This is a genomic window from Algibacter amylolyticus, assembly GCF_014202225.1.
GTDB classification, from domain to species: domain Bacteria; phylum Bacteroidota; class Bacteroidia; order Flavobacteriales; family Flavobacteriaceae; genus Algibacter_B; species Algibacter_B amylolyticus.
In genome coordinates this window covers 389,013-412,416 of the sequence record NZ_JACHGE010000001.1, presented here as the reverse complement: position 1 = coordinate 412,416, position 23,404 = coordinate 389,013, and the positions used below count along the sequence as shown (strand labels likewise).

The window sequence follows — 23,404 nt, the reverse complement described above, 5'->3', positions numbered from 1 at the left end:
CTAACCAACATGAAAAACATTTTACACATTAAACGCTACCTGCTGGTATTTGTATGTAGCATAACTTTTTTATGCCCGCAACTGTCTAAATCTCAAAACTGGGATGAAATTATTAAAGCAACCGCAGCAGATGGGACTGCTGGCGACGAATTCGGGTATTCCGTGGCCATTTCTGGAAACACCGCTATTGTGGGGGCTTATGGAGACGATGATGCTGGCTCTAATTCAGGGGCTGCCTATGTGTTTGTGCTTACAGGCAACACATGGGCCCAAGAGGCTAAACTTACTGCCGCAGACGGGGCTGCTGACGACTATTTCGGGTGGTCCGTGGCCATTTCTGGAAACACCGCTATTGTGGGGGCTGATCTAGACGATGATGCAGGAAATACTTCAGGGTCTGCCTATGTGTTTGTGCGCACTGGCAACACATGGACCCAAGAGGCTAAACTTACTGCTGCAGACGGGGCTGCTGGCGATTTCTTCGGGAGATCTGTTGCCATTTCAGGAAATACCGCTATTGTGGGGGCTCATAAAGACGATAATTCAGGAAGTGCTTCAGGATCTGCCTATGTGTTTGTGCGTTCAGGCAACACATGGACCCAAGAAGCTAAACTTACCGCTACAGATGGTGCTGATTATGACCTATTCGGGGTTTCTGTTGCTATTTCTGGAAACACCGCTATTGTGGGGGCTTATTTAAACGATGATGCAGGATATGATTCAGGGGCTGCCTATGTGTTTGTGCGTTCAGGCACCACTTGGAACCAAGAGGATAAGCTTATCGCTGCAGAAGGGTCTACTTATGACCATTTCGGGTGGTCCGTGGCCATTTCTGGAAACACCGCTATTGTGGGGGCTTATCGAGACGATGATACGGGAGGTAATAGAGGGGCTGCCTATGTATTTGCGCGCACTGGCACCACATGGAACCAAGAGGCTAAACTTACTGCTGCAGATAGGGCTGCTGGCGACTATTTCGGGTGGTCCGTGGCCATTTCTGGAAACACCGCTATTGTGGGGGCTGTTTATGCCGATGTTAAGGCACCTTTTTCAGGGGCTGCCTATGTATTTGGGCGCACAGGCACCACATGGAACCAAGAGGATAAACTTACCCCCACAGACGGGGCTAATCAGGACTATTTCGGGAATTCCGTGACCATTTCAGGAGACTACGCCATTGCGGGGGCTCCTTTTAACGATGATGCAGGATATGATTCAGGATCTGCCTACTTTTTTAAGCCGGAAACTCCTTTAACTATAACGTGTCCTGATGCTATTAGTGTTAATACTACTGTAGGACAATGTGGTGCTATTGTTAATTTTGAAGCCACAGCTACAGGTACTCCAGTACCAACTATTACATACCTACCAGCTTCTGGCAGCATGTTCCCTATTGGTGAAACCACCGTTACAGCAACAGCTACCAACGATGCGGAAAGCATAGAATGTACATTTACTGTAAATGTTACCTTAAATAACCATATCTGGACAGGGAATATAAATACCGATTGGACCAATGCCAGTAACTGGCAATGCAATAACGCTCCAGGATTAGCAACTAATAGCGATATTCTTATTCCTTCTGGGATGCCTAATTATCCTGTTTTAGTAGTTGGGCAAGATTTATTACTAGAAGAAGATGCTTCTTTAACCGTTGAAACAGATGCTTCCTTAACCTTTAATCCAAATGTGATACTCAACACTAAAACAGTAATGACCAATGACGGAACGGTAACCTTTAAATCGGACGCTACTGGTACGGCTATTATTGCAAGTCAACACAATGCTGCTAAATTTATAGGAGAATATACCATAGAGCGTTACATTCCCGCAAAAAGAGCCTTCCGTTTTTTAAGCACACCTGTAACCACGTCTGCCCCTATTGCAGATAACTGGCAACAAGCTACGCATATAACTGGATCTAGCTCTGGCGCTAATGGTTTCGATGCCACCAACAGTGGCAATCCATCCATGTATACTTTTAATAACTTGTACCCTTCATGGGACCCTATTCCTAATACCGATAATACTATTTTAACAGCAGGTACACCCTACCGTTTATTTGTAAGAGGAGACAGAACTACAGATTTATTTGATAACGATGCCACACCATCACCAACAACTTTAGTTTCAAAAGGAGAACTCACTGCTGAGAACACTGGTTATTACCACACCTATTTAAACGAATTGAATGGCGGCTTTAGTTTTGTTGGAAATCCGTATCAAGCACAAGTAAACATGAATAGTGTAATTGCATATGAATTAGACCTGAACGTAAATTCCAACTTTTATTGGGTTTGGGATCCAACTATAAACACTAGAGGTGGCTATGTTACCGTTATTTTAGCAACTGGAAATAATAGTTCGCAAGGAGCTTCCGAAGCCAATCAATATTTACAAGTAGGCCAAGGTTGTTTTGTACAATCTAGAATTTATCATCCTCGCGGTAATTATATAGTGTTCAGACCATCGTTTAAACATACTTCAACCCAAGAAACAAACGTCTTTAAAAGTTCTGCTAAAACAGCAAGCACCGGGCAATTGGGCTTAAATTTATACGAAAGCAGCGCATTTACAACTGAAAACGGAACGGTTGCAGATGGTGTTCTAATTTTATTTGATGATAACGGAAATAATGATGTAGATTTTAGTGATGCTACTAAATTTACAAACTTAGATGAAAATTTAGCCACAAATATTGATGGTAATTTTTTAAGTGTGGATAGCAGAGCAACACCTTCTACATCAGACGAAATTCAATTAGAAATTAATACCTATCGTCATACAGATTATGTATTAGTAGCTAAAGCAACGGCTTTACAAGGCGACACACCGTTTTTAGTAGATACCTATTTAAACCAAACTACAGAACTCCTTCAAAACGGAGAAACGCCTTATGCCTATAGTATAGATGCTGGCATTCCAGCCTCATTTGCTGGAGATAGATTTAAAATTATTTTCCAAAAAACATTAGCCGTTGCAAATACAGAATTAAGTAAGGTTCTATTATACCCTAACCCTACAACTACGGGTAACTTCTTTTTAAATATCCCTAATGGAATAAATGATTTAGAACTAACCATATTTAATGCTTTAGGTGCTAAAGTATTTGAAACAAATGGTCTAGCAACAGGAAACAGAATACCTGTTAATGCTAACTTTATTAAAAACAGCGGGGTATATTTTGTAAATCTCACCTCAAAAGGATTAACAACTACCAAAAAATTAATTATTAACTAATTTATTAAATAACGAACATCATGAAAAATTTACTAAAAACCATTAAAGCAGTGCTTTTAGTTTTTGCCTTTATATCTACAACTAGCCTAATGGCTCAAGGACCACAAGGTCCTCCAGCTTTTGGATCTGGAGATGATTCAGATAATGTTATCGATAATAACCAAGGCGTACCTCTAGATGGTGGCATTGCTGCTTTAATTATTGGGGCTGCGGCATTTGGTATTAAAAAATTAAGAGACAACTCTAAAAAATAGTGCAAGCTTATTCAAAAAAAAAAAAAGAAACCGCTTAAAGCAGAGTGCTTTAAGCGGTTTCTAAACTAAATAACCAACCAAAATTTTTAATTAAGGCACTCTATAAGAATGCTAATTCTATCTTTTTTTAAACCCTTGTATTTTCTCTAGGGTTTGCTACTTTATCTTTTCTATGCTTACGCATTTTATCTACTTTAACTTTGTTTTGTTTTTTACTATCAGATTTTAAATACTGAATATATCCTCTTCCTTCAAATTCATAAACCGTTTCAGAAGCAGGATGAAACAACTCTATCTTGCTGTCATTTATAACGCTCAGCTCAAAATATTCATTGCCTAAGTAATCATAATCTAATGTTAAAGTTTTTAAAGTTTCATTACCACTTACATCTCCTACACCGTAAACACCTGTGTAATCCCAGTACAAGTTATTTGTGTTATTAATGTTTGTGTCTTGCGAGCTTCTAAATTCAGAATCATTTCCGCCAGCTAAAAACTGTAAATAATTTTCATTATCAAACTCGTTTATAGCGCCATATTCACTTGTATATGTTTTTTCCCAAGCATCATATTCTTGTAAAAAATAATGGATGTTATCATAAAACACAAAATCATAATCAAAATTATTACGTTGATAACCATCTAAAAAATACGAGGTATCGTTGTTTGGATTGTACAACTCAATAGTATTATAATCTACTTCATAAACATCAAAAGTTGAAAAACCATCAATATCATGTTGCACATCTAAAATCATGTTATAAGCATCATAATTAGCAACATCAATTCCATATCCATTACCATTGCTACCTAAACCGGCAATATTATTATTAGCGTATAACACGCCATTAATAAACGATACTGTAAACGCTTTTTGTAAAAACGGCGATTCGCCATAACCAACAGTGCTATTAATATCTACATACCACAACTCGTAAGAGTTTAATAACTGATTTGCTGTAAGTGGTGGCACCTCATTAAAATCATCGACTATAACCTCTGTATAACAAGATGTAAAAAGAGTTGCTATTAAAGCAAAACTAGAAAGTAATTTTATCGTTTTCATAATATAACATTTTAGGGGTTCTGTTTAAGTAGTTTCAAAACGCGTGCCAAACATTTTAAACCCCACTTTTCATACCACTATCAAAAGCTTTAAAACATTATAAAAACGCCTTAATCACACAGCTTTACCCTCATTTCCAGATTCTTTTACAACAGCCCTTTAAAATGAAAAATATTTATGTATTTTTGATTTAGAAAATGATATAAGACCTATGGATAAACCTTTAAAATATGCGGTTTTTGGAGCAGGAAGTTGGGCAACAGCAATTGTAAAAATGCTTAGCGAAAACTTAAATGAAATTGGTTGGTATATGCGCAGCGTATACACTAAAGAGCATTTATTAAGAGAACAACATAATCCTAATTATTTAAGTTCGGTAGAGTTTCATTTAGAGCAATTAAAACTTAGCAACGATATTAATGAAATTGCCGAATATGCAGATGTTTTAATTTTTGTTATCCCATCGGCCTTTATCCATAGCGAATTAGAAAAACTAACTGTCGATATTTCTAACAAAACCATAGTATCTGCAGTAAAAGGCATAATGCCCGAAACAGGACTGTTGGTAGGCGAGCATTTTCATGAAACCTATAAAATACCTTACGATAATATTGCGGTAATTGCAGGACCTTGTCATGCCGAAGAAGTAGCTTTAGAGCGTTTATCCTACCTAACCATTTCATGTTCTAATACTGCAAAAGCCGAGGCTATTGCCAACAACCTATCTAGCGATTACATTAAAACAAAAACCAGCGACGATATAATTGGTATTGAATACGCCGTAATGCTTAAAAATATTTATGCCATTGCAGCCGGAATAGCACACGGTTTAGGCTATGGCGACAACTTCCAGAGTGTATTAATGAGTAATGCCATACGCGAAATGAAACGCTTTATTAAAAAGCGCCATAAAATGAAACGTAACATTAATAATTCGGCTTACTTAGGCGATTTACTAGTAACTGGCTATTCGGTGTTTTCGCGAAACCGTATGTTTGGAAATATGATTGGTAAAGGCTACACCGTAAAATCTGCACAAATGGAAATGAGCATGGTTGCCGAAGGATATTACGCTACAAAAAGCGCCCATACGCTTAACGAAAAAAACGTTAAAAAAACTCAAATCCCTATTATAAACGCTGTTTACGAGATTTTATACGACAATAAAAACCCTAAAAAAGTATTTAAAAAACTTACCGATAAATTGGATTAAACAAGTCCTGCAAAAGCAAGAATCTAATACTATTAATTTATAACAATTATTTGGGCGTTACCCGAAAAGGGTCGGGCTTTACGCTATATCTTTTTTTTGCCATTTATGGCAGCAAAAAAAAGGATGCCGCTGCAATCCCTAACGCAAAAACCACCTTGTCTTTTATTATATCACATTAAAACAGAATCCAATCTAGCCTACAAAAGGAGCAGCATTACATTCCGTTTATTAAAACTGTTAATTATATTGTATTTTAACAAAAATCTTAAACCAAAACGTAAACTCAACTCCTTCCTCTTTTTTAAGGGAAGGTTGCTTTAACTCCAGTAAAAGTAATTAAAGACGGAAGGGTTCTTTTTATGGGATTCCTACCTCCGTAAGAATATGCTATTTCACCAAAACACCTTTAACATCCATTAAGGGTACAGGTTGTAAAGCCTTAAGATTAATAGTGTTTTTTCTAAACAAATAGGTTTTATCAAACATTTGGTTACCCTCGAAAAAAGACACGTTAAACTGGTTATTTAAAGCAAATAACTCCTCTTGTATAAGCTCTATTTTAGCATAACTCTTTTTAGGAAGCACATCAATTTTTTTTCTAAATTTCGATGTTGTTTTAGTTTCAGAATAGCCATCGGTAACAATAATAACCATTTCTAAATCAACATCTTTATTGTTAATTATATAAGCGTTCCAGTCTTGAGTTTTATAAATATCGTTATACTCGTTTACAACAGCAATATAAACGTCTTTTACAACAGGAATTTCAATATCTTTTTTCATGCTGCAAAAATAGTAAACTATTCAAAATAAGAATTAGAATAATTAGGTGTAATTATTCCTTTTAAATTATAAACTACCAAATGATTAAAAAGTTCCTCTTTTGGGTATAAATCGAATAAGTTATTCTTCTTAAAAACCAGTTTATCAATACGTAAAAAATAAATACTAACTATTAGTTTTAAGTTAACTTCCGCTTTAATATCTCCAGATTCTTGTGCTTGTTTAAGCAATTTATAAACTATCGTGTTAGATAACTCTTCAACAAAATCTTCAAATAAAGCATTTGCTTTAGGGTAATACTTTTCTAGACCAAAAAGAAAAGAGGGCTTAAAGTATTTTAAATACTCAAACCCTCTCTGGTAAATTATTATAACACACAAAACAGGATCTTTACCATTGCTATTAACAATCCCATTTATATCTACTTTATACTCGTTTAATAAACTTTCAATACTCGCCGAAACTAGTGCTTCTTTGTTTTTATAAAAAGTATAAATTGTCTTTTTTGATATGCCAAGTGTATTTGCTATCTCGTCTAAAGTTACATGCTTGCTCCCGCATTGCGTAAACTTTTTAATAGAACATTTTAGCAAAGTTGCCTTAGTAATCATAGTTATTTATTTTATCTCCATCCGCCACCAAGTGCTTCATATAAATCTACAACAGATACTAACTGTTGTAATTTACTACCTATAACATTAAGCTCTGCACTTAAAGCACTTTGTCTTGCTGTTAATAAATCTAAGTAATTGGCATAACCGTTTTTAAGCAATTCTTCAGAGTTTGCTTCTGCAGTACGTAAAGCTTCAACTTCATTTTTTCTAAATTGAAATTTTCTAGTTTCGGCGTTATAGCTATATAAAGCATTAGATACTTCGCTACCTGCAACCAATAATGTTTTCTTAAAGTTTAAAAGTGCACTTTCCTGGTTTGCTAAAGCCACTTCTTTTTGAGTTTTAAGCTTACGCTGATTAAAAAGCGGTTGCGTTAACCCACCTACAACTGTAGCAAAAAGTGAATTGGTATTAAATAAATTATCCAACTCTAAACTTTGTAAACCTCTAGACGCTGTTAGCGTTAAACTCGGGTAAAAACTGCTATTAGCAACATTGGTTAACTCAAAATTCTGAATTAATGCAAACTCTGCAGCCATAACATCTGGTCTATTACTTAATAGAGTAGAAGGTACACCAACGGTAATTTCCTCATTTATTTTTTGAATATTTAAGCTGCTTCTTTCAAAATTTTGAGGTGCTTTACCCAATAAAATACTTAAGGTGTTTTCAGTTTTAAAAATGGCAACCTCTAAATCTACCTGTAATGCTCTAGCGCTATTATACTGCGCTATATTTTGATCTACAGCCACTTGTGTTACTTGGCCCGCATCTTTTAAGGCTTTAATGGTTTCAACCCCAATTTCTCTAGTTTCAATAGTTTGCTTTGTTATTTCTAACTGCGCATCCAAGGCCAACAAATTATAATACGTGTTTGCAATGCTAGAAACCAACTGTGTTTTTACAGCTTGATGTCCTGCTACGCTTTGTAAATAAGCCGCTTGCGTTGCCCGTTTATTACTTCTTATTTTACCCCAAATATCGGCTTCCCAAGATAAATTGGCGGTTACATCGTAAGTATCTAAACCACCGCTAAATATAGACCCAAATTGGCTATTAGCTGAGTATTCTTGATGCGTATAGTTAGGCCCAACACTTAAGGTTGGAAAGTACCCTGCTTTACCTTGTTTAGCATAAGCTTCGGCCGAAATAATTTGCTGTAAAGCGCTCCGAACATCCATATTATTTTGCAAACCTTCTTCTATGTATTGCTGAAGGTATTGGTCTGTAAACAACGTTTTCCATGATACATTTGCAATAGATAAACTATCTGTTGGCAAATTATCTGTGCGGTAAAGCGCTTCTGTTTCAGTTTCTAAATTTGGTCGTTCATAATCTTTAGCCACAAAACAACTTTGTAACGTTAATGCAACTAACAATACTAAAGCACCTTTACTAAAATTTATATGTTTTATGTTTGATTTCATCGTGTTATTCTTCAATAGTTTGTATTACTGGTTTCCCTGAAATTTTTTCTTGTAACCACTGGAATAGTATAAATAAGATAGGAATTACAAAAACTCCTAAAAGCGTACCTATAAGCATTCCACCAGCAGCACCAGAACCAATAGAGTTGTTCCCTTCAGACCCAACACCTTTTGCTAACGCTAATGGCATTAACCCTAAAATAAAAGCGAATGAGGTCATTAAAATAGGACGTAAACGCGATTTTGCTCCGTGAATTGCGGCATCTACAATACTCTCACCGTTCTTTCGTCTGGCTAAAGCAAACTCCACAATAAGTATGGCGTTTTTAGCCAATAACCCAATAAGCATAATTAAGGCTATTTGGAAATAAATATTATTTTCTAAACCTAAAAACTTCGTACTTATATAAGCCCCAAATACACCAAATGGTAATGAAAATACTACTGCAAATGGCAATAAATAACTTTCGTATTGCGCACTTAATAAGAAATACACAAATAGGATACTTAATATAAAAATGAACGTTGTTTGGTTTCCTGCATTTACCTCCTCACGTGTTAAACCAGAATAGGCAACAGTATAATTACTTGGTAATTTTGCAACCTCTTCTTCAATTACTTTAATAGCATCACCGGTACTAAAACCTTCGTTTGTGGCCCCTGTAATTGTAGTTGAATTAAATAAGTTAAAACGTGTTACCGATTGTGGTCCATACACACGCTTTAAGGTTACAAACTGCGTAATTGGTGTCATTTCGCCAGAATCTGTTCGAACATACATACTATTTAAAGCATTTTCGTCTGCTCTATCTTCTGGTAAGGCTTGTATATATACTCTAAACTGTTTTCCAAATCTAGAGAAATCGGACGCATAAATTCCACCAATATAGCCTTGCAACGTAGAGAAAATACTAGTAACCGACACTCCTTTTTCTTTTGCTAAAGGCACATTTACTTCCATCTCGTATTGCGGATAGCTCGTATTAAATGAAGATGTTGCATACTTAATTTCTGGGTGACTCATTAAGGCCATTGAAAAATCTTTGTTTGCTTGATCTAAATCTGTAAACTCGCCTCCAAACTTGTCCAATAAGTTAATTTCGAAACCAGACGAGTTACCAAAACCACGAATACTAGGTGGCGAAAAGAAAATAATATTAGCCTCTGGAATGGTAGCTGCTATACCAAATAATTTTCCGGTAATGGCTTGTGCTGAAAGTGCAGGACTTGTACGGTCTGACCAATCTTCTAATTTAATAATACCAAAACCAAAGTTACTACCAGCTCCACTAATTAAACTTCTACCTTTAATAAAGTTTACTGCTGAAATACCCTCTATGCCTTCGGCTTTAGCATAAAGTTGTCTTGCTACTGCATCTGTTCTATCTAATGAAGCTCCTGGAGGTAATTCGATATTAGCGAAAATAATGCCTCTATCTTCATTAGGCACAAATCCTGTTGGTGTTGTTGTTGCAGCCCAATATATACCTACAACAGCAATGATTAATAATAAAACTGAAACAAATTTTCTTCTGTATAAAAACTGAAGCGATTTACCATATCTATCAACCGTAGCGTTAAATCCACGATTAAATAATGTGTAAAAACGTTTTAGCGGACTTTTTCCTTTTAACTCTTCATCATCCTTATGCCCTTTTAATAATAAAGCACATAATGCAGGACTCAAAGTTAATGCGTTTACTGCCGAAATTAAAATGGCAATAATTAACGTTACACCAAACTGCTCATAAAATACTCCTGTTGGACCCGTTACAAAAGTTACTGGAATAAATACCGCTGCCATTACTAAAGTAATAGAAATAATTGCTCCAGAAATTTCGTTCATGGCTGTAAGTGTGGCTTTTTTAGGGTCTTTTTCACCTTCATCTAGTTTGGCATGTACCGCCTCTACAACTACAATGGCATCATCTACCACAATACCAATGGCGAGCACTAAAGCAAATAGGGTTAATAAGTTTATAGAATACCCAAAAATATTCAAGAAAAAGAACGTACCAATAATAGAAACAGGCACTGCAATTGCTGGAATTAAGGTAGAACGGAAATCTTGTAAAAAGATAAACACCACTAGGAATACCAATAAAAAGGCTTCTAATAAAGTGCTAATTACTTTTTCGATAGATGCGTTTAAGAACAAACTCGTATCGTAAGGTACAAATACATCTAATCCTTCTGGAAGATCTGCTTTTACTTGCTCTAGAGTTACTTTTATGTTTTCAATAATCTCTTGTGCATTAGAACCTTTGGTTTGAAAGATCCCCATAAATACTGCCGGATGCCCTTTACTCATGGCGTTAGACGCATAAGATTGTGCATCTAACTCGATGGTTGCGACATCTTTTAAACGTAAAAACTCTCCGTTTCCTAAAGCTTTAATAACAATATCGCTGTATTGTGCTTCATCTTTAAAACGACCGCTATAGGTTAAAGTATACGAAAAAGATTCACCGTTATTCTGACCTAAAGATCCCGCAGCAGCTTCTAAATTTTGTTCTGCTAAAACTGCCGAAATATCTGAAGGAATTAAATTATAAGAAGCTAATTTTTCTGGGTTTAACCAAATACGCATGGCATAATCTTGTTGCGAGAATACACTAACATCACCAACACCACTAATACGTTGCATAGCTGGAATAACGTTAATTTTTAAGTAATTCTGAATAAATGTAGCGTCGTAATTTTCGCTTTCAGAATACATAGAAATAAACATCAGTGCACTGGTTTCCTGTTTTTGTGTAGTTATACCTGTTTGTATTACCTCTTGTGGTAATAAAGGTGTTGCTCTAGATACACGGTTTTGCACGTTTACAGCTGCTATATCTGCATCAATTTCTTGATCGAAGTACACTGTAATTTCTGCTGTACCCGTGTTTGACGCGGTAGAAGTTATGTATGTCATACCTTCAACACCATTAATTTGTTCTTCGATAGGTATAATTACACTCTCTAAAACAGTCTCGGCGTTTGCTCCTGTATAATTTGCAGTTACCTTAATGGTAGGCGGCGCAATATCTGGATATTCTTCTATTGGTAAGCTAGTTATACTAATAACACCTAGCATAACTATAATAATAGAGATTACTGTTGAAAGCACTGGTCTTTCAATAAATGTTTTTAACATGATAAATTATGTTTGGTGGTTATTTAATTTCTAAATAAAGTTGCAACGGGTTTAATAGCGTCTTCAAAAGAGGTGTTTTGCGGTGAGATTACCATGCCGTTTCTTAGTTTACCTACTCCGGATACTACTATTTTATCGTTAGCCTTTACTCCAGATTCTACAACATATAAGTTATCTACTGTTCCTTTTACTTTTAAGATAGATGTGGCTACTTTATTGTCTGCAACTAACTTGTAAATCATAATATTTCCTTGTTGTTCGAAGGTTGCAGATTGTGGTACAACTACAGCATCTTTATACTCGGTAGGAATTCTAATTTTACCGCTGTTTCCATTGGTTAAAATTTCGTTAGGATTATTAAAAGCGGCTCTAATTTGAATGGTTCCTGTACTTTGGTTTATTTGGCCTGTACTAGTTTGAATGCGTCCTTTTTCAGAATACATTTTTCCATTTGCAAGAACTAAACTTAAGTCTGGCGAATTTTTAATACGTTCTGCTTTATTTTGCCCTTCCGAGCGTTGCAAATGATCGATATATTGAGCTTCGTTAAAACTAAAAAAGGCATATACTTGGTCTATTTCGCTAACCGTAGTTAAAGGCGTTGCATCGTTTGGACTAATTAAAGCCCCTTCTCTAAAATTTATAGCGCCAACATAACCATCTATTGGACTTTTAATAGTGGCATAACCAATATTAGCAGAAACACCACTTAAGGTAGCTTTTGCTTGGGCTAAATTTGCCTTAGCGGTTTCCAATTGCACGGGGCTAATAATGTTTTTTTCTACTAAAGGAATTAACTTATCTACCTCAACTTGTGTCACATTAACACGCGCTTTTGCAGCTCCTGCATCTTGACTTAAAGACTGAGTTTCTAACTTAAATAAAGCTTGTCCTTTACGTACTTTTTGACCTTCGTCTACAAATACTTTCTCGATATAACCAGATGTTTTTGCTCTTACATCACTGTTTACAATCCCTTCTATTGTAGCTGGGTAATCTTGATAACCTGTTACGGTTTTAGTTTCTAATTGCGACACAGGAAAAGGTGCAGGCGGAGGAGCCGCTGCTCCTTGTTTTTGGTCTGAATTGCCACAACTTACAATAACTAAGAAAAGACTTAGTGTTAGTATGGTATATAGTTTATTCTTTTTCATTTTGGTAAAACTTTAAATATGGAACTTGTTGCTTATTAATTTTTCTCTTAATTCTTTAACTGATGCTGTGGCTTCGTCTACAAACTTTACATAATCGTTATGAAAACTTAAATCGAACTTCTCGTCGTTATTTTCAATTTTTAGTTCGTTTTGGGTTTCTTTATATGCCTTAATTTCTAAATGAATAGCGCGCTCTTCATCCCAATGACTTATCATCCTATCCACATGCTGAATAATAGTGTTTTTATCGATGATGAAATACTTTTTACGATCGCCAGTTTTTGTGAAATATTCAATTTTATTTAAATCTTGTAAATGATTTACATGCGTTGAAATGGTACTTTTACTAGCACAAAGTACACTTACCAAGTCTTCAAAAGTGGCACCTCTTTTACCCGTTAGAATTATGTAGGCCAAAATACGTGCAGCAACAGGAGCTAGGTTTTCTCTTGCTTCTAAATGAACACCTAGTTTTTCAACAAGACTCATTTTTTTTTGGCAGATATCTTTTTTCATGTTTACTATTTTAATACCGTTGTATTGAATATATTATTCATGGACAGTAAAATTCTCTGCAAATATATAATAGGTTCGGAACAAACCGAACTAATCGAAGTTAAAATGTTGTTAAATAAAAAAGCCAACTGTTAACAGTTGGCTTTACTATATATTTTTAAAAACGTTTTGCTTTATAAAGCAGATTTAAATTGCTCTAAGAAACGCACATCGTTCTCGCTTAATAAACGAATATCACTTATTTGATGCAGTAACATGGCTATACGATCTATACCAACACCAAAGGCAAACCCAGAATATTCCTCAGGGTCTATTCCACAGTTTTTTAATACGTTTGGATCTACCATACCACAGCCTCCAATTTCTAACCAGCCTGTACCTTTAGTAATTTTATAATCGGTTTCTGTTTCTAATCCCCAATACACATCTACCTCTGCACTTGGCTCGGTAAATGGAAAGTAAGACGGACGTAAACGAATTTTAGCTTTACCAAAAAGCTCGGTTGTAAAGTGTTGTAAGGTTTGTTTTAAATCTGCAAAACTTACATCTTTATCTATATACAAGCCTTCTAATTGGTGGAAAAAACAATGTGAACGTGCTGATATGGCCTCGTTTCTATATACTCTACCTGGAGATATTGTACGAATAGGCGGTTGATTATTTTCCATATAACGTACTTGTACCGAACTGGTGTGTGTACGTAATAAAATATCTGGATTAGTTTGAATAAAAAACGTATCCTGCATATCGCGTGCTGGATGATATTCTGGCAAGTTTAATGCTGTAAAATTATGCCAATCGTCTTCTATTTCTGGACCTTCGCTTACATTAAAACCAATGCGCGAAAAGATATCGATAATTTGATTTTTTACAATAGAAATAGGGTGTCTTGCGCCTATTTGAATAGGCTCGCCTGGGCGCGATAAATCGCTATAAACACCTTTTACTTCTTCTTTACTTTCTAGCTCTTCTTTAAGGGCATTAACCTTAGCTTCGGCAGTGTTTTTAAGCTTGTTTATAGTTTGACCAAACTCTTTTTTTTGATCGTTTGCTACATTTTTAAACTCAGCAAAAAAGTCGTTTAATAATCCTTTTTTACCTAAATATTTAATACGAAATGCTTCTACTTCCTCTTTAGATTGGGCTTTAAAAGCTTCGGCTTCTGCTATGAGTTCTTTTATCTTATCTATCATGACCTTTTACAAAATGATGGCAAATTTACTATTTTTTACGTGAATTGCGTTAGGGATTGAACGGTTTGTTTGAGCTCCTCGCAGAGAGCGAGTAGTGAAAGCCCCACCCTTGTGGTAACGCCCGCAGTGTTTTAATGGATATATTCTGTTTCTATAAAGTAGCTTACAATGGCTTCCTTCATTAACACACTTTGCTCGCCGGCTTTTAAATTTGGTAGTTCTGCTAGCGTTTTATAATGTGGCCAACCATCGTTATCCACAAAATCGAGTTCGTAATATCCATAAGGCACCAACAACTTGCAAATAGCAATATGCATGAGGTCTAGCTTTTGGTCTTTTTTAAACTCGCGATCTAATTGCCCAAGTTCTTGCACGCCTATTAAATAAATAATAGCATCAAGATCTAGCGTGTCGCCATCGGCAAATTGATTGGATAGTTTTTTTACTACCAATTCCCAGCGTTCTTTTAATTGTTCGTCTCTAGCCATTAAACTTATTGTAATTAAGATGAGATCCCGATATTTAATCGGGATTAGTGCAACTAAAACATATTTGCTTAGCAATACATGCTTGAAAATATTAGTTTCACTAATTTTAAAGCTGCAAAGTTAATAAACCTAAGTGTTAGTATTATTTTATATTTGCTTTAAATAACTTTAAATATGGGTGTTATTGATATTGTTTTAGGTGCATTAATTTTATTTGGTCTTGTTCGTGGTTTTATGAAGGGACTTTTTGTTGAAGTAGCCTCTTTAATTGCATTAGTTGCCGGTGTTTATGGCGCAATACACTTTAGCAACTTTGCTGCCGAATTTTTGCAAACTAAAACAGCATGGGAAGAAAAAACCATTAATATTGTGGCCTTTGCTATAACTTTTATAATTATTGTTTTAGCTATTGGACTAGCTGGAAAAGCACTTACTAAACTAGCCGATTTTGCCGCATTAGGCATAATAAACAAATTGGCTGGCGGGATTTTTGGAGCCTTAAAAACAGCTTTAATTTTAAGTGTTATTTTGAATGTTTTTGATAAAATGAATAACACCATAACGTTTGTAGATGAAGAAAACATTGACAGCACCATACTTTACAAGCCGGTAAAAGGCTTGGTGCCGATGATTTTCCCAAATATTTTAACGCCGAAAGAAGACCTAGAGGAAGATGATACATTAGAGCAGAAGGCATAAAAAAAACCACTTTTTAAAGTAGCTTTTTTATTATTAAATGTATTGGATTAATCTAGATGGTAGATTTCCATAATATCATGCAAATACTTTTCGAAATCTATTTTTAGATCGATTAGTTTTCCTGTATGAATATCGAAAACCCAACCGTGAACTTGTAAATCTCTATCTCTGTATGCTTTTTGCACTGCTGCGGTTTTAATTAAATTCACGCATTGTTCTTTTACATTAAGCTCTACGAGTCTTTCATATTTTTTTTCTTCATCGGTAATAGAACTTAATTCTACTTTATGAATTCTATATACATCGCGAATATTACGTAACCAGCCATTTAGCACACCTAAATCTGCCGATTGCATTGCGGCTTTTACACCACCACAGCCGTAATGACCACAAACTACCACATGATTTACTTTTAAATGAGACACGGCATATTCGACCACACTCATGGCGTTTAAGTCTATTCCGGAAACCATATTTGCAATATTTCTATGTACAAAGGCTTCACCTGGACCTAAACCCATTAAATCCTCGGCAGTTACACGACTATCGCTGCAACCAATGTATAATAACTCTGGAGTTTGACCTTTACCAAGGTCTTCAAAATAGCTTTCGGAGGTTTCCAATTGCTTTTTAATCCACGCTTCGTTGTTTTTAAAAACTTTATTTAAATCCATATTTATATTTAAACTTCGTCTTTAACGTTTTGCTTTATCCAAGTCATACAATCTTTAAAATTACTGAAGATATGCTCTTTTGGAACCATATCAGGAATAATATCGATACGCTCCATCATATACTTTGGTTGTTTTAATAAACCAACAAACAAGACTTGTACTTTATTTTTATTTAACTCCTGAAGCATATCTTCCATAGCATATAGTCCAGATTGGTCCATATACTGCATACGCCCTAACCTTAAAACAACGGTTTTTGCTGTGTTTGGGATTTGTTGTGTTAGCGCTTGAAAATCGCTTGTAGAACCAAAAAACAATGGCCCTTTTAGGTGTTTAACAAATACTTCTTCTTTTAAATTTGCAGGAAATCCTATTTCATCATCCCAAGCTTCCTCTTTAAGGGCTTTAACGTCTGAACGTTCTGCGGTTAAATCTCCAATCTTTTTCATGAACATTAAAGATGCTATAACTAATCCTATTCCTACTGCATAAACTAAATTCCAGAATGTTGATAGTAATAAAACTACAAGCATTATTAATACTTCCGAACTCATTTTAAAAGGCCCTATTTTCATATCCTTAGGTAAAGCAGGAATGGCTTTTAAGCCTTTATAATCCATAACACCAATGCCTACAGTAATTAATATACCTGCCAATACAGCTGCTGGAATTTGAGATGCTATTGGTCCTAATCCTAAAAGGATTATTAATAACATAACACCCGCTATCATTCCCGATAACTTTGTTTTTCCGCCAGAGGTAATATTAACAACAGTTCTAATAGTTGCACCTGCTCCTGGAAGACCTCCAAACACTGCTGCAATACTATTACCAATACCTTGACCAACTAATTCTTTATTTGGTTTGTGTTTGGTTTTCGTCATATTATCTGCAACCACACTAGTAAGTAAGGAATCAATAGCACCTAAAAGCGCTAAGGTTAAAGCCGTAAAGATATATGGTGTAACACTAGCTAAATTAAAATTTGTAAAAATCTCTAAATTAGGAATAGGTAATCCGCTAGGGATTTCTTCAATAGGCCTGTAATTTAAACCGAAACCAACGGCAATTCCCGACATGACTATTAAAGCCACCAAGGTACTTGGTACCGCTTTTGTGATGCGCTTAAAACCATAAATTATAAATATGGTTCCTAGGGCTAAAATTAACTCTAGCCAGTTAATGTTTTGAAGCGCTTTAGGTATTGCTTTTACAGCTCCTAATGCTCCCGAAGCTTCTTTTGCTGCTAAGGTTTGAGATTCTTTTAGAATGGCTTCTTGCGAAATTTCATTAGCACGATTAATGGTTTCTTTAAAATTCTCAAGAACCAAAATACCTTCGCCCGCTTCTTCTTTTAAAATATTTTCTAAAATAACCTCTTCTGCTTTTGGCTTAAAGGTATTAACAAACTCAATATCTTCCTTTGGATAGTAACCCAACGAAGGTAAAATTTGAGTTAATAGGATAATTACACCAATAGCTGTCATGAATCCAGAAACTACTGGATACGGAATATACCTAATGTATTTTCCTAAGCCTAAAACTCCTAAACCAACTTGCATTAAACCAGCAATTAAAAATACTGTTAGAATAACTGGTAGGGCTTTGTTAACATCGCCATCATTTGTTGCAATAATACCTGCAATAACTACCATACTTACAGCAGTCATTGGTGCGGTAGGCCCAGAAATTTGAGTACTTGTCCCTCCAAAAAGTGCAGCAAAGAAACTTATAAAAATGGCTCCGTATAATCCTGCAGTGGGACCTAAGCCAGATGAAACTCCAAAAGCTAATGCCAATGGCAATGCTACAATACCTGCGGTTATTCCGCCAAAGGCATCTCCTTTTATGTTTGAAAAAATATTTTTCATGTCTAGTTTGTTGTTTAGATAACTAAGTTAACTCTTCTTTATTCAAAAAAAAAATCAATACTTTAAGTATTGATTTTTTTAAAATTACCCTTTTAAAAATTAATAAAGGTTATAATATTAAATTGATCTCTACCCGAAGTTTCAAAGAACTGGTTCATATAACCAGCTTCAATCCGTATGTTTTTATTGAGATGATAGCCTAGACCTCCATAAACCCTGTTTCTGTCGAAAACAGATGACTTTGTGTTTAAAAATATCTCGTTATAAGCAGAAAAATATAACTTAGTAAGGTTTTCTGCCTGAACCGTTAACGGAATGCTTAAACCTAGAAAATACCTGAATCTCATTTTAAAATCATCCTCCACAAAACGCTGCTCGAAACGATAGCGGTGATTTAATTTTACTCTTCCTACACTTTGTTTGGATGTAAATTGTTGAAAAATTCGATGCTCATTAACAGAAATTTTTTCATCAGTATCATTAATATAATTTTCTGATAAAATATATCCGTAGCCTAGCAAAATATTGTTTTTACTTTCGTTAAAAGTATATCCTAAACCTGTTCGTAAAAGCAATTGTTCTAAATCGCCAACAGCATTATAGTTTCTGTATTGTATTTCGTTATGGATATTCCATTTAGAATCTAGCTTTTTGTTACCAATATAAATTAGCCAATTTCCAAAATCGCTTTCTTGCGCAACAACAAAATTTGGTAGCACAAACAATACTGCTAATGCTACCAAAACTATATTATTTTTTAAACTCCTAAATATCATAAAAGGTTTTTAGTAAAAGTTTACTGCTCCTGTATTAATATCATACATAGCACCAACAATTGTTATCTCTCCATTCTTTTCCATTTCTGATAATACAGGGCTTTCAGCATGTATTCTATCAATTGTTAACTCTACGTTCTTTTTAGATACGCTATCAACAAAATCTAAATTTTTAGAGTTTCTTAAACTAGCATCAGCAGGCTCTGAAACAGCAGTTACCGCAGGCTTAATTTTACTTAACATAGCCGTTAAATTCCCTAGTTTAGCATCATCGCAAGCGCCTTTAACAGCACCACAACTTGTATGACCTAATACAACAATTACTTTTGTTCCTGCAAGTTTACATGCAAATTCCATGCTTCCTAAAATATCTTCGTTTACAAAGTTTCCTGCAATACGAACACTAAAAACATCGCCCAAACCTTGATCGAAAACCAATTCGGCAGAAACTCTAGAATCAATACAACTTAAAATAGTTGCGAAAGGAAATTGCCCATCGCTAGTATCGTTAACTTGCTCTAAAAGGTTTCTGTTTGCTTTTAAATTATTTTGAAATCTTTGGTTCCCTTCTTTTAAGAATTGAATTGCTTTTGCTGGCGTCATTGTAGACTGCGTTTCTCTTGTATGTGCTTTCATAATATATTGTTTTATTAATTTTTAAACGGCTTGTTTTTGAGTATTGCTAGTTATAAACAACGACACGTTTACATTATTGATTATTTGTTTTATTTCAGACTCATTATTGGCCGTGGTTCCTTTTTTAACAGAGCGGTTTATCAATAATAAGTTAACCTTGTTTTTATCTAAATACTGATCTATATTTTTAATAGTATTATCGTTTTTTTCAAACACAAAATCGATAGTATTTTCATTAGGCTTATCTCCTAATTTATATCCTGAATTTACACTATTTACAATATTAAAAGATTTTAAAGGTGCTTTTGTATTTTCAAACAAGTTACCATTAAAATGTTGATTAAAAACTTGAGATTGCCCATTAAGTAAACCAATATGCAAATCGGTTTCTGGAGCTATCCCGTTTTTATTAGAAACTATTAACACTGGTCCGTTGTGTGTTTTTAAAACGAAATCTGTAACATGATCGCCTGCCAATTTTAAAATCTTAGTATTTCGTTTACCCAATACAATAACATCTGGCTTAGTAGCACTAATATAAGCTTCAATTTCAGACTTTATATTACCTAAACCATAATTAGAAGTTATAGCTATGTTATAACTTTCAATAAATGGATTTATAAGCTTCTCAATTTTATTTTTAAATTGATTTAATTCCTGATTTATAGTTCTAATGGCAGACAATTGACTATCGCTAGCCACAACATCGGTTGGTTTTTTTACGTGAAATACGTCAACTTCTGCATCTATCATTTTTGCTAAACCAACAGCACTTTTTATAGTGCTATTGGTATGCTTCTTTAAATCTGAAAGAACCAATATTTTATATTTTTTTGCTTTCATATGTCTTAACTTAAGCTTAAACTTGATTTTGGTCTTTCATTAAAAAATCTAATAAAACTTGAAGGGTTTTCCACAACACCACGTTTAGAAACAAGTTTTATATCAATGTTTCTTTCTTCAGCTTTAAAAAGAAAATCTTCTAAAATTTCAATAATATCATTATCTAAAAATCTAGTTTTAATTAAGTCAATTTCTAAATATGTATCTATTGGTAAACTATCCAACTCTTTAAGTATAGCACCTTTATTAAAGAAAGTTACCTCTTCGGCTAAAGTCATTTTTATTTTATGCTTACCATTACTTTTATCTTCTATATGAAGAAAGTGTGAATTTTGGTAACTTTTTAAAAGTATTACAACAATACCAACGGCAAGACCTAAACCAATACCCCAAAGTAAATCGATAAACACGATACCTAAAACAGTTACTACAAAAGGAACAAATTGTTTCCATCCCATTTTATACATTTTAACAAATAAACCAGGTTTAGCTAATTTGTAACCAACAACAAGTAGAATTGCAGCCAACACAGACAACGGAATCATGTTTAATAATTTAGGAATAACCACAACTGATATTAACAATAAGAAACCGTGTATAATAGTAGACATTTTAGAAGCTCCTCCTGATTGAATATTAGCAGAACTCCTAACAATTACCTGTGTAATTGGTAAACCTCCTACTAATCCAGAAACGATATTACCAGTACCTTGTGCTAATAACTCGCGGTTGGTTGGTGTAACGTTTTTATGCGGATCTAACTTATCGGTAGCCTCAACACTTAATAAAGTCTCTAAACTAGCTACTAAAGCAATTGTAAATGCTACAATCCAAACGTCTGGATTAATTATAGATGCGAAATTTGGAAAACTAAATTGCCCTAGAAAAGAATCGAAATCTTCTGGAATTGGAACACTTACTAGGTGAGATGATGCAATATTTAATGTGTCGCTATCTTGAGTTAGCGAAAAATAAATAACACCCACTACAACAGCTACAAAAGGCCCTTGGATAATTTGGAAGATCTTAGCTTTTTTCGACAATACTTTATCCCAAAACAAAATAATACCTAAACCAATAAGTCCTATAATAAGTGACCCTAAAATAAGATGATCGGAAATATTTAATAGGGCAGAAAACGTGTTTTCACCCGTGCTTTCTACAAAACTATCGGCACCTTCTGCCTCGGCATCATACCCGAAAAAGTGAGGTATTTGCTTTAAGATTATAATAATCCCAATACCGGTTAACATTCCTTTAATTACAGACGATGGAAAATAATAACCAATAACACCTGCTTTTAAAACACCAAAAATAATTTGAATAATACCCGCTAAAACTACAGCTACTAAAAAATTCTCGTAACTACCTAAGCTAACAATAGCGGTTAACACAATAGCTGCCAAACCTGCAGCAGGACCACTTACACCTAATTTAGAACCACTTAAACTTCCAACAACAACACCTCCAATAATACCCGCAATTACTCCTGAAAATAATGGCGCTCCACTGGCCAATGCAATACCTAAACATAATGGTAATGCAACAAAAAATACAACTATACTCGCTGGCAAGTCGTTCTTAATACTTTTAAACATACATAATAATTTTCCTTTTGGTTAAATGTTTTAAAACCAAAAGCGATTAAACTTAATTATAAGACCTAAGAAATACAGGCCTGTAAACGAAATTATATTATGTAAAAATCGGGTGGTGGAGAAATTAAATTGAGATGTGGTTTTGGGTAGTTTTTATAATAATACCCAAACTGCTGAAGTTCTTTAAATTCAACATTACTTAAAAAGTCGTGGTTTTGAAGAGAAAAAGGAGACAACATATTTTTTGCCTTACCACTTTCTTCTTCTTCAGCTAAAGAATAAAATATTGATGTATCAACAGAATCGTCTAAAACAACAATTACAGTTGGAGCTGCTATGAGACCCAAAAATAAAACCAAGAAAAATATTGCTGTAATTTGTTTTTTCATCAAAAAAATAAAGTGCAAAGATAAAACATATCCCTCGTAATAGTGTTAAATTTTCATTAAAACTAAACCTATGGCGCCTTTAACAGCTTTAAATCTTCAGAGTTTACCCATCCTGTTTTACCATCAGAAAGTTCTATTTTATTCCAGCCATTATAAGCTTCAACAACCTGAACTTTAGTTCCTTCGTGTAGTCTAAAAGACTCTTCACTTCTTGAGTTTGGATCACTTTTTACTTTACTTTCTTGCGCAAAAATAATAGCAGGATTATCTCTTTTTTCTAAATTAAACTTATGAAAAGCAAAAGCCAATGTTATAAAAACAAATATTAATGCCGCTATACTACCAATAAATGCTAAACGCTTATTTAGAGTAGAATATGCAAAATAATACACTAAAAACAATACTACAAAACAAAATACTAAAACCACTGATGCCTTTGCCCAGGCATCAAACGACATTTTATTGGTTGTTGTATTTAACAGTTTTGAAAACCCTGCATCTGGAACCACATCAATAGCATCGATAGTCATATTTCTAGCAAAAGCTATATTGTTTTTTATATCTGCATCCTTTGGTTTTAATTGTAATGCTTTTTCAAAATAAAATATACTTGGCGCAATATTATTGAGTTTATAATGTGCATTTGCTAAATTAAAGTACACCTCTGCCGAATGCTTTTTGGTGTCTAAAATCATGCTATAATTATCTATAGCTTCGGCATATTTACCTTGGTTATATAAATTATTTGCCTTTTCGAATAGTGTTTGGTTTTGTGCAAAAATTCCAAAACTCAACAAAAACGACAGTATGTATAATATCTTTTTCATA

21 protein-coding genes are annotated in these 23,404 nt (G+C 34.5%); 4 read left to right on the top strand and 17 right to left on the bottom strand.

All coding sequences use genetic code 11. From position 1 onward, the window contains the following. Nucleotides 1-9: 9 nt before the first annotated feature. Together HNQ90_RS01800 and HNQ90_RS01795 are read left to right on the top strand one after the other, a co-directional pair. Complete coding sequence (locus HNQ90_RS01800; RefSeq protein WP_144114944.1) at nucleotides 10-3,240, top strand: T9SS type A sorting domain-containing protein; 3,231 nt, start codon at nucleotides 10-12, stop codon at nucleotides 3,238-3,240. Between the two features lie 20 nt (nucleotides 3,241-3,260). Further along, the gene (locus HNQ90_RS01795; RefSeq protein ID WP_144114943.1) at nucleotides 3,261-3,494 is read left to right on the top strand and encodes a PID-CTERM protein-sorting domain-containing protein; all 234 of its coding nucleotides are present in this window, start codon (nucleotides 3,261-3,263) and stop codon (nucleotides 3,492-3,494) included. Between the two features lie 127 nt (nucleotides 3,495-3,621). Here HNQ90_RS01795 and HNQ90_RS01790 read toward each other — a convergent pair whose 3' ends face one another. Next, entirely contained in the window at nucleotides 3,622-4,560 is a 939-nt protein-coding gene (locus HNQ90_RS01790) for a nicotinic acid mononucleotide adenyltransferase (RefSeq protein WP_144114942.1), read from the bottom strand. A 211-nt stretch (nucleotides 4,561-4,771) separates the two neighbouring features. Here HNQ90_RS01790 and HNQ90_RS01785 point away from each other — a divergent pair, with 211 nt between their 5' ends. After that, nucleotides 4,772-5,773, top strand: coding sequence for an NAD(P)H-dependent glycerol-3-phosphate dehydrogenase (locus tag HNQ90_RS01785; protein ID WP_144114941.1), 1,002 nt, complete (start codon nucleotides 4,772-4,774; stop codon nucleotides 5,771-5,773). 387 nt (nucleotides 5,774-6,160) lie between these two features. Here HNQ90_RS01785 and HNQ90_RS01780 read toward each other — a convergent pair whose 3' ends face one another. The 8 genes from HNQ90_RS01780 to HNQ90_RS01745 all read right to left on the bottom strand — a co-directional run bounded on the left by HNQ90_RS01780 (nucleotide 6,161) and on the right by HNQ90_RS01745 (nucleotide 15,090). Next, nucleotides 6,161-6,556, bottom strand: a complete 396-nt coding sequence (locus tag HNQ90_RS01780; RefSeq protein WP_144114940.1) for a hypothetical protein — start codon at nucleotides 6,554-6,556, stop codon at nucleotides 6,161-6,163. A 17-nt stretch (nucleotides 6,557-6,573) separates the two neighbouring features. Next, nucleotides 6,574-7,167 carry a TetR/AcrR family transcriptional regulator gene (locus HNQ90_RS01775; protein ID WP_144114939.1) on the bottom strand — a complete coding sequence of 198 codons (594 nt, stop codon included), beginning with the start codon at nucleotides 7,165-7,167 and terminating at the stop codon, nucleotides 6,574-6,576. Between the two features lie 11 nt (nucleotides 7,168-7,178). Continuing rightward, nucleotides 7,179-8,597 carry an efflux transporter outer membrane subunit gene (locus tag HNQ90_RS01770; protein WP_144114938.1) on the bottom strand — a complete coding sequence of 473 codons (1,419 nt, stop codon included), beginning with the start codon at nucleotides 8,595-8,597 and terminating at the stop codon, nucleotides 7,179-7,181. 4 nt (nucleotides 8,598-8,601) lie between these two features. Then, nucleotides 8,602-11,739 (bottom strand): efflux RND transporter permease subunit, encoded by a 3,138-nt coding sequence (locus HNQ90_RS01765; RefSeq protein WP_144114937.1) that lies wholly within the window; start codon nucleotides 11,737-11,739, stop codon nucleotides 8,602-8,604. Nucleotides 11,740-11,762: 23 nt separating this feature from the next. Continuing rightward, on the bottom strand, nucleotides 11,763-12,893 hold the full coding sequence (locus tag HNQ90_RS01760) for an efflux RND transporter periplasmic adaptor subunit (RefSeq protein ID WP_144114936.1): 1,131 nt from the start codon (nucleotides 12,891-12,893) through the stop codon (nucleotides 11,763-11,765). Between the two features lie 12 nt (nucleotides 12,894-12,905). Then, entirely contained in the window at nucleotides 12,906-13,409 is a 504-nt protein-coding gene (locus HNQ90_RS01755; RefSeq protein WP_144114935.1) for a GbsR/MarR family transcriptional regulator, read from the bottom strand. A 173-nt stretch (nucleotides 13,410-13,582) separates the two neighbouring features. Then, nucleotides 13,583-14,602, bottom strand: coding sequence for a phenylalanine--tRNA ligase subunit alpha (gene pheS, locus HNQ90_RS01750; protein WP_144114934.1), 1,020 nt, complete (start codon nucleotides 14,600-14,602; stop codon nucleotides 13,583-13,585). Between the two features lie 131 nt (nucleotides 14,603-14,733). Beyond that, complete coding sequence (locus tag HNQ90_RS01745; RefSeq protein ID WP_144114933.1) at nucleotides 14,734-15,090, bottom strand: hypothetical protein; 357 nt, start codon at nucleotides 15,088-15,090, stop codon at nucleotides 14,734-14,736. Nucleotides 15,091-15,264: 174 nt separating this feature from the next. On the opposite strand from HNQ90_RS01745, the gene HNQ90_RS01740 reads away from it, so the two are divergent. Next, entirely contained in the window at nucleotides 15,265-15,789 is a 525-nt protein-coding gene (locus HNQ90_RS01740; protein ID WP_144114932.1) for a CvpA family protein, read from the top strand. Between the two features lie 47 nt (nucleotides 15,790-15,836). On the opposite strand, the gene HNQ90_RS01735 is transcribed toward HNQ90_RS01740, so the two are convergent. The 8 genes from HNQ90_RS01735 to HNQ90_RS01700 form a co-directional block, all read right to left on the bottom strand. Further along, nucleotides 15,837-16,463: a carbonic anhydrase gene (locus tag HNQ90_RS01735; RefSeq protein ID WP_144114931.1), complete on the bottom strand. Its 627-nt coding sequence runs from the start codon at nucleotides 16,461-16,463 to the stop codon at nucleotides 15,837-15,839. Nucleotides 16,464-16,471: 8 nt separating this feature from the next. Then, nucleotides 16,472-18,334: a SulP family inorganic anion transporter gene (locus tag HNQ90_RS01730; RefSeq protein WP_144114930.1), complete on the bottom strand. Its 1,863-nt coding sequence runs from the start codon at nucleotides 18,332-18,334 to the stop codon at nucleotides 16,472-16,474. 92 nt (nucleotides 18,335-18,426) lie between these two features. Continuing rightward, nucleotides 18,427-19,110 carry a DUF2490 domain-containing protein gene (locus HNQ90_RS01725; protein WP_144114929.1) on the bottom strand — a complete coding sequence of 228 codons (684 nt, stop codon included), beginning with the start codon at nucleotides 19,108-19,110 and terminating at the stop codon, nucleotides 18,427-18,429. A gap of 9 nt (nucleotides 19,111-19,119) precedes the next feature. Further along, nucleotides 19,120-19,746: a carbonic anhydrase family protein gene (locus tag HNQ90_RS01720; protein WP_144114928.1), complete on the bottom strand. Its 627-nt coding sequence runs from the start codon at nucleotides 19,744-19,746 to the stop codon at nucleotides 19,120-19,122. Between the two features lie 21 nt (nucleotides 19,747-19,767). Beyond that, nucleotides 19,768-20,589 (bottom strand): universal stress protein, encoded by an 822-nt coding sequence (locus tag HNQ90_RS01715; protein ID WP_144114927.1) that lies wholly within the window; start codon nucleotides 20,587-20,589, stop codon nucleotides 19,768-19,770. Nucleotides 20,590-20,594: 5 nt separating this feature from the next. Further along, the gene (locus tag HNQ90_RS01710) at nucleotides 20,595-22,187 is read right to left on the bottom strand and encodes a SulP family inorganic anion transporter (RefSeq protein WP_144114926.1); all 1,593 of its coding nucleotides are present in this window, start codon (nucleotides 22,185-22,187) and stop codon (nucleotides 20,595-20,597) included. 92 nt (nucleotides 22,188-22,279) lie between these two features. Next, nucleotides 22,280-22,576, bottom strand: a complete 297-nt coding sequence (locus HNQ90_RS01705) for a hypothetical protein (protein ID WP_144114925.1) — start codon at nucleotides 22,574-22,576, stop codon at nucleotides 22,280-22,282. A gap of 68 nt (nucleotides 22,577-22,644) precedes the next feature. Continuing rightward, a complete protein-coding gene (locus HNQ90_RS01700) occupies nucleotides 22,645-23,403 on the bottom strand; it encodes a tetratricopeptide repeat protein (protein ID WP_144114924.1) in 759 nt (252 codons plus the stop codon). Nucleotide 23,404 lies beyond the last annotated feature (1 nt).

What these genes read in the sequence shown, in the direction of transcription:
- HNQ90_RS01800 (WP_144114944.1), top strand. Translation starts at nt 10, where the DNA reads ATGAAAAACATTTTACACATTAAACGCTACCTGCTGGTATTTGTATGT.
- HNQ90_RS01795 (WP_144114943.1), top strand. Translation starts at nt 3,261, where the DNA reads ATGAAAAATTTACTAAAAACCATTAAAGCAGTGCTTTTAGTTTTTGCC.
- HNQ90_RS01790 (WP_144114942.1), bottom strand. Translation starts at nt 4,560, where the DNA reads ATGAAAACGATAAAATTACTTTCTAGTTTTGCTTTAATAGCAACTCTT.
- HNQ90_RS01785 (WP_144114941.1), top strand. Translation starts at nt 4,772, where the DNA reads ATGGATAAACCTTTAAAATATGCGGTTTTTGGAGCAGGAAGTTGGGCA.
- HNQ90_RS01780 (WP_144114940.1), bottom strand. Translation starts at nt 6,556, where the DNA reads ATGAAAAAAGATATTGAAATTCCTGTTGTAAAAGACGTTTATATTGCT.
- HNQ90_RS01775 (WP_144114939.1), bottom strand. Translation starts at nt 7,167, where the DNA reads ATGATTACTAAGGCAACTTTGCTAAAATGTTCTATTAAAAAGTTTACG.
- HNQ90_RS01770 (WP_144114938.1), bottom strand. Translation starts at nt 8,597, where the DNA reads ATGAAATCAAACATAAAACATATAAATTTTAGTAAAGGTGCTTTAGTA.
- HNQ90_RS01765 (WP_144114937.1), bottom strand. Translation starts at nt 11,739, where the DNA reads ATGTTAAAAACATTTATTGAAAGACCAGTGCTTTCAACAGTAATCTCT.
- HNQ90_RS01760 (WP_144114936.1), bottom strand. Translation starts at nt 12,893, where the DNA reads ATGAAAAAGAATAAACTATATACCATACTAACACTAAGTCTTTTCTTA.
- HNQ90_RS01755 (WP_144114935.1), bottom strand. Translation starts at nt 13,409, where the DNA reads ATGAAAAAAGATATCTGCCAAAAAAAAATGAGTCTTGTTGAAAAACTA.
- pheS (WP_144114934.1), bottom strand. Translation starts at nt 14,602, where the DNA reads ATGATAGATAAGATAAAAGAACTCATAGCAGAAGCCGAAGCTTTTAAA.
- HNQ90_RS01745 (WP_144114933.1), bottom strand. Translation starts at nt 15,090, where the DNA reads ATGGCTAGAGACGAACAATTAAAAGAACGCTGGGAATTGGTAGTAAAA.
- HNQ90_RS01740 (WP_144114932.1), top strand. Translation starts at nt 15,265, where the DNA reads ATGGGTGTTATTGATATTGTTTTAGGTGCATTAATTTTATTTGGTCTT.
- HNQ90_RS01735 (WP_144114931.1), bottom strand. Translation starts at nt 16,463, where the DNA reads ATGGATTTAAATAAAGTTTTTAAAAACAACGAAGCGTGGATTAAAAAG.
- HNQ90_RS01730 (WP_144114930.1), bottom strand. Translation starts at nt 18,334, where the DNA reads ATGAAAAATATTTTTTCAAACATAAAAGGAGATGCCTTTGGCGGAATA.
- HNQ90_RS01725 (WP_144114929.1), bottom strand. Translation starts at nt 19,110, where the DNA reads ATGATATTTAGGAGTTTAAAAAATAATATAGTTTTGGTAGCATTAGCA.
- HNQ90_RS01720 (WP_144114928.1), bottom strand. Translation starts at nt 19,746, where the DNA reads ATGAAAGCACATACAAGAGAAACGCAGTCTACAATGACGCCAGCAAAA.
- HNQ90_RS01715 (WP_144114927.1), bottom strand. Translation starts at nt 20,589, where the DNA reads ATGAAAGCAAAAAAATATAAAATATTGGTTCTTTCAGATTTAAAGAAG.
- HNQ90_RS01710 (WP_144114926.1), bottom strand. Translation starts at nt 22,187, where the DNA reads ATGTTTAAAAGTATTAAGAACGACTTGCCAGCGAGTATAGTTGTATTT.
- HNQ90_RS01705 (WP_144114925.1), bottom strand. Translation starts at nt 22,576, where the DNA reads ATGAAAAAACAAATTACAGCAATATTTTTCTTGGTTTTATTTTTGGGT.
- HNQ90_RS01700 (WP_144114924.1), bottom strand. Translation starts at nt 23,403, where the DNA reads ATGAAAAAGATATTATACATACTGTCGTTTTTGTTGAGTTTTGGAATT.